General features: G+C 60.2%; 8 protein-coding genes. 1 reads left to right on the top strand and 7 read right to left on the bottom strand.

All coding sequences use genetic code 11. The features are described from left to right. On the top strand, positions 1-432 hold a 432-nt coding region (locus FA740_RS19105; RefSeq protein WP_136858380.1), incomplete at its 5' end, for an MFS transporter. Between the two features lie 21 nt (positions 433-453). Here the strand turns inward: FA740_RS19105 and FA740_RS19100 are convergent. From FA740_RS19100 to FA740_RS19075, 7 genes are all read right to left on the bottom strand, one after another. After that, positions 454-1,176: a glutaredoxin family protein gene (locus FA740_RS19100; protein WP_246053746.1), complete on the bottom strand. Its 723-nt coding sequence runs from the start codon at positions 1,174-1,176 to the stop codon at positions 454-456. Between the two features lie 48 nt (positions 1,177-1,224). After that, positions 1,225-1,620, bottom strand: a complete 396-nt coding sequence (locus tag FA740_RS19095; protein WP_246053745.1) for a DUF411 domain-containing protein — start codon at positions 1,618-1,620, stop codon at positions 1,225-1,227. 56 nt (positions 1,621-1,676) lie between these two features. Then, positions 1,677-2,138 carry a Cu(I)-responsive transcriptional regulator gene (cueR, locus tag FA740_RS19090; RefSeq protein ID WP_136858378.1) on the bottom strand — a complete coding sequence of 154 codons (462 nt, stop codon included), beginning with the start codon at positions 2,136-2,138 and terminating at the stop codon, positions 1,677-1,679. A 180-nt stretch (positions 2,139-2,318) separates the two neighbouring features. Continuing rightward, positions 2,319-2,882, bottom strand: a complete 564-nt coding sequence (copM, locus tag FA740_RS20395) for a CopM family metallochaperone (protein WP_277355216.1) — start codon at positions 2,880-2,882, stop codon at positions 2,319-2,321. Then, positions 2,879-3,160 (bottom strand): copper-binding protein, encoded by a 282-nt coding sequence (locus tag FA740_RS19850; RefSeq protein WP_211243760.1) that lies wholly within the window; start codon positions 3,158-3,160, stop codon positions 2,879-2,881. The genes copM and FA740_RS19850 overlap by 4 nt, the downstream gene beginning before the upstream one ends. Before the next feature lie 17 nt (positions 3,161-3,177). Next, positions 3,178-3,657 carry a cupredoxin domain-containing protein gene (locus FA740_RS19845; RefSeq protein WP_169306386.1) on the bottom strand — a complete coding sequence of 160 codons (480 nt, stop codon included), beginning with the start codon at positions 3,655-3,657 and terminating at the stop codon, positions 3,178-3,180. A gap of 33 nt (positions 3,658-3,690) precedes the next feature. Beyond that, positions 3,691-5,058 carry a multicopper oxidase family protein gene (locus FA740_RS19075; RefSeq protein ID WP_136858377.1) on the bottom strand — a complete coding sequence of 456 codons (1,368 nt, stop codon included), beginning with the start codon at positions 5,056-5,058 and terminating at the stop codon, positions 3,691-3,693. Between the last annotated feature and the right edge of the window lie 89 nt (positions 5,059-5,147).

Here is a 5,147-nt window from a genome sequence, read left to right as displayed (position 1 = left end):
TCCGGGATGGTCGTAGGCAGTTATGGCGCGCTGCTGGTCCTGTGGCTGATCCTGGGCTTCGGCTATTCTGTCGCGCAGACGCCAGCGGGCCGGTTGCTGCGCCGCTCGGCCCATCCGGAGGACCGTCCTGCGATCTTTGCCGCTCAGTTCGCGCTGTCTCATGCCTGCTGGCTGATCTGCTATCCCCTGGCCGGATATCTAGGCGCCCGCGCAGGCATGACAGCCGCATTTGCTGCCATGGCGATCATCGGCCTGATCGGGCTGGCCTTGGCGTGGCGTCTGTGGCCTGCGGGTGATCCGACGGATGTTGCGCATGATCATCCGGGCCTGCCGGCGGATCATCCGCATCTGCGTGAACTTGGCGGAACTGGGCAGCATCACCACCTCTTGGTGATCGACGACCTGCACAGGCGCTGGCCGGTGGGTCCGTGAAGGCAAGGCAGCGCATTCGCGCTAGTGTCCCAGCAGGGTGACCTTCACCAGCATCCAGATCGCCATGGCGATCATCATCAGGTTCTCGGTCAGCGACACGAAGCCCAGGGGCACGTTGCTGTCGCCGCCGACGCAGGCGCATTTGATGTCGCGCTTGTCGATATACACCGCCTTCCAGACCGACACCGCGCCGATCGTTCCGATGAACAGCGCCACCGGGATCGACAGCCACATCAATGCCCCCGCAACCATCAACACCCCTGCCAGCCCCTCGGCAAAGGGATAGACATAGCCGTAACGGACCCATCTCTGCGCCAGCAGGTCATAGTTCAGGAACATCGTGGCAAAGCTTTCCACGTCCTTCAGCTTCTGCAAGGCCAGCAGGCACATGGCGAAGGCCACGAACCATTCCGCTGCGGCAACGGTGATCAGCTGCCCGAACGCGGCCCAACTGGTGGCCAAAGCCATCGCGGCGGCCATGGCGAACAAAGCGATCACCGGCCGATAGGTCGTCGCACTCTTGTAAGGCACGGTCTTGCCGAAATGCCGCCGCAGATCGTCGTAGCCCCCGATCCGCTGGCCACCGATGAAGGTCTGCGGAGTGGTTTGGACGCCATGTTGCTCCTTGAAGGCATCGACCTCGGAGCGGGTCGTCAGGTGGCGGTCCTCGACGCGGTAGCCTTCACGCTTGAGCAAGTCGAGCGATTTGAGCCCGTAGGGGCACATATGCTTCGTCATGACCATTCTGTGGAGGGTGGCGGCTCTAGACGCTGCGTTTGCCATTGGATGTCCTCAATATCTTGCAAAGACGTTTGTGCCGGTGCCGGTCCAGAGAATGACCTCGAACGGCTCGCTTTGATCGCCCATCTCCATGCCGGGCGAGCCGATCGGCATTCCCGGAACCGCCAGGCCAAGGGCATCGGGCCTTTGATCCAGCAGGGCGTGGATCGCGTCTGCCGGAACATGACCTTCGATCACATAGCCCTCGACAAGAGCGGTGTGGCAGGACCTGAGAGGCTGGGGCACGGCATGCTGATCCTTGAAGGCATCGACATCATCCGAAAGGGTTTCCTCGACCGTGAACCCGCTTTCCCGCAGGTGATCGATCCATGCGCCACAGCAGCCGCAATCTGGAGAGCGGACGACCGAGATGAGGGTTTTTTCCGACGCGGGTGATGCGCCCAGCACAACACCTGACGGGGCAAGAACCGCTGCCAGTGTTCCGATGAAAATGCGCCTGTTAATTACGATCTGATCCTTTCCTGGATAGAGGTACTGTCTTTGTTGCGATACTTGCGGTTGCCTTGCGCCGGGGCTGTCTGCACGGCCAACTCCTGCAGGATGGGACAATCCGGACGCTCGTTTCCGGCACAGGTTCGGGCCAGCTCCTCCAGCGTGCCGGCCATGTCCTGGAGATGGGCAATTTTCTGGCGAAGATCCTCGGCCCTCGCCTGCGCCAAGGCTTTTACATCCGCGCTGCGCCGGTCCTTGTTTCGCCACAGGTCCAGCAACTCGGTGATCCCTGCGATCGAGAAGCCCAGATCCCGCGCGCGCGCAATGAACCGGAGCATATGGACGTCAGCATCCGCATAATCCCGATACCCTGCCGGTGTCCGCTCTGCCCGCGGGATCAGTCCGATCTGCTCGTAATACCGGATCATCTTTGCCGTGACGCCGGACTGGGTGGAGGCCTCTCCGATATTCATGACTGTTGCTCCGTCGTGTGTTCGGGACAGATATGGGGCTTCCCATCATGGCAAGGTCAAGGGACGTAGCGGATTTTCTACCGTGTTGGAGTGCGATCAGTCATATCCAGGACAACGCGCTGATCGCTGATAGATGGAGAAGAAAGCCGCGCGAGCGACGCCGCGCGGCTCATAGCGGGCTCAGTTGGCGTTTTCAGCCAGCCAAGTGGTCATCTGCTCGATCTCGCCGACCTGTGCGTCGATGATCTCTTGCGCCAGGGTTCGCATCTGCTCGTCCTCGCCATGTTCAAGAAGCACCTCCGCCATGTCGATGGCACCCTGGTGGTGGGCAATCATACCGCAAGCAAAAGCCACGTCGGCATTCTCGTTCATCATGCCGTCGTGCATGGCGGGCATCGTGACCATCATGCGGCGCATGTTTTCCTGAACATGCTCTGGCATGGTTTCCATATCCATGCCACCCATGCCCATCATGGCGCCCATGCCGCCGGATTGGCTGCCATGCCCCATTGACGAGCCGTGCATTCCAGCAGCGGGCATATCGCCTGCGGGCATTCCGGCAGGCGGCATATCGCTGGCGGGCATGTCGTTTGCAGGTGAGGCCATGGCGCATTGCTCAGGCATCTGGAATTCAGTGTCCTGAGCAAAAAGCGGCGACGCAAGGCTGCTCGAGGCGACAGCCGCAATGATAAGAGCTTTGAAAGAGATCATTTTCATTCTCCGATGTTCGATTTTCCGGATCATTCCAGAATTTCAGTGATGGTCAGCTTTCCCTTCACCCGGTCGACGGCAAAACGGATGTTCTGCCCTTCGCTCAGATCATCGAGCATTTCCGGCTCTGCGACTTGGAAGACCATCTTCATGGCCGGCATATCCAGGTTCTTCAGCTCCTCATGGTCGACCGTCACCTTGCTCCACTGGGTGTCAATCTTGGTGACCGTCCCCTTGGTGATGTGGGTGTCGGCCAGTGCGGCGCCCGACGTCAGGATCAACGCCGCAGCGGTCAAATGGATCAATTTCATGGTCAGGTCCTCACGGTTCAGGATTCGGTGACGTTCAGGGGGCCGTGCATGCCGGACTCGTAGTGGCCCAGCATCAGGCAGGCGAATTCGTATTCGCCGGCGTTCTCGAAGGTCCAAAGGATCTCGCCGGTCTCGCCGGGCTGAAGACGGACCGCATTCGGATCGTCATGTTCCATCTCGGGGAACCGCGCCATCAGCTCCTTGTGCTTGGCATTGGCCTCGACGGTATCCATGACGAACTCATGTTCCAGCTCGCCATCGTTGGTGATGACAAGACGGACGGTTTCACCGGACACGAACGACAGCTCCGCAGGCTCAAAGATCATCGTGCCCTCGTCGGTTTCCCGCATGGTGACTTCGATGGTCTTCATGTCACCGTCAGAGGCATCTGCAGGCGCGCCCATGGCGTATTCATCATGGCCACCCGCATGGGTTCCCGCCGCCAGAGTGACAGAAGGGGAAAGGGCAAGAACAGTAACCAGCATCAACGATTTCATCGCTTTTCCTTTATGTTGCTCGATAGGGTCAGTTCAGCCCAATCGCCTGCCGCCGCGCGGCGTCAGGATGGTCTCGGGGCTGTAGTTGCTAGCATGTTCGGGCAACTCGCCCGTCCACTCCCATGCCTGCGTACCGGGGGGGTTCTCGAACCAGCCCGGATCGGAATAATCGTCAGGGGCGATGCCTTCGCGGACCTTCATGACAGAGAACATGCCGCCCATCTCCAGCGGACCATGCGGACCCCAGCCTGCCATCATCGGAATGGTGTTTTCGGGAATTTCCATGGACATCTCGCCCATGTCACCCATACCTGCTGTTCCCATCGACATGTATCCGGGCTGGTGCCGGCGAACCATGTCGGTGACGCGGGTCTTGTTGGCACCGATGATCGTGGGCAGTTCGTGACCCATGGCGTTCATGGTGTGGTGTGACTTGTGGCAGTGGAACGCCCAGTCCCCTTCATGAACGGCATCGAATTCGTAGGCACGCATCGCGCCTACAGGTATATCGATGCTGACCTCAGGCCAGCGGGCCTCCGGCCGGACCCATCCTCCATCCGTGCAGGTCACCTCGAAATCATAGCCGTGCATGTGGATGGGGTGATTGGTCATTGTCAGATTGCCGACACGCACCCGGACACGGTCGCCTTTGCTGGCGACAAGCGGGTCAATGTCCGGGAAAATGCGGCTGTTGAAGGTCCACAGGTTGAAGTTCGTCATCTCGGCAACGCGCGGGATATAGGTCCCGGGGTCGATGTCATAGGCGGCCAACAAAATCCCGAAATCACGATCCACTGGCATGAAGGCCGGGTCACGCGGATGCACGATGAACAGCCCCATCATGCCCATGGCCATCTGGACCATCTCATCGGCATGAGGATGGTACATGAAGGTCCCGGATTTCACGAGATCGAACTCGTACACGAACGTCTTGCCCGAAGGGATGCCGGGATGGCTGAGACCGGACACGCCGTCCATCCCGGAAGGCAGGATCATGCCGTGCCAGTGTACGGACGTGTGTTCGGGCAGGCGGTTTGTCACATAGATGCGGACCCGCTCGCCCTCGATGGCCTCGATCGTTGGACCAGTGGACTGGCCGTTATAGCCCCACAGGCGCGCAATCATCCCATCGGCCATGACCCGTTCAACCGGCTCCGCGACGAGGTGAAATTCTTTGACGTTGCCGTTCATCCGATAGGGCAGTGACCAGCCATTCAGCGTGACGATCGGGTTGTATTCGATCCCGGACGTCGGTCGCGGCGGCACCTGCGTATAGGGACTGTCGGTACGAGCCGCTTCGGGCAGATCGCGAAACCGCGTTTCCGCCTGGCCCATGTTGACGGTCAAGGCCGCTGCCCCTGCCCCGATGCCCGCACCCATCAATTGCCTGCGATTCATCATTCTTTTTCTCCGTTTCCAGTTGCGCCACCCCAGATCGCGGCGGTGGCGTCAGCCTCGGCGAGCCAATACTCTCGCTTCGCTTCGGCGGC

It is taken from the genome of Paracoccus hibiscisoli, assembly GCF_005048265.1.
In the GTDB taxonomy this organism is placed as follows: domain Bacteria; phylum Pseudomonadota; class Alphaproteobacteria; order Rhodobacterales; family Rhodobacteraceae; genus Paracoccus; species Paracoccus hibiscisoli.
Note: the sequence above shows the minus strand (reverse complement) of the source record. Positions and strands in the feature narration are given on the sequence as shown.

Coding starts and splice junctions, on each gene's coding strand:
- FA740_RS19100 (WP_246053746.1), bottom strand. CDS start 1,176: ATGGTCATGACGAAGCATATGTGCCCCTACGGGCTCAAATCGCTCGAC.
- cueR (WP_136858378.1), bottom strand. CDS start 2,138: ATGAATATCGGAGAGGCCTCCACCCAGTCCGGCGTCACGGCAAAGATG.
- copM (WP_277355216.1), bottom strand. CDS start 2,882: ATGATCCGGAAAATCGAACATCGGAGAATGAAAATGATCTCTTTCAAA.
- FA740_RS19850 (WP_211243760.1), bottom strand. CDS start 3,160: ATGAAATTGATCCATTTGACCGCTGCGGCGTTGATCCTGACGTCGGGC.
- FA740_RS19845 (WP_169306386.1), bottom strand. CDS start 3,657: ATGAAATCGTTGATGCTGGTTACTGTTCTTGCCCTTTCCCCTTCTGTC.
- FA740_RS19075 (WP_136858377.1), bottom strand. CDS start 5,058: ATGATGAATCGCAGGCAATTGATGGGTGCGGGCATCGGGGCAGGGGCA.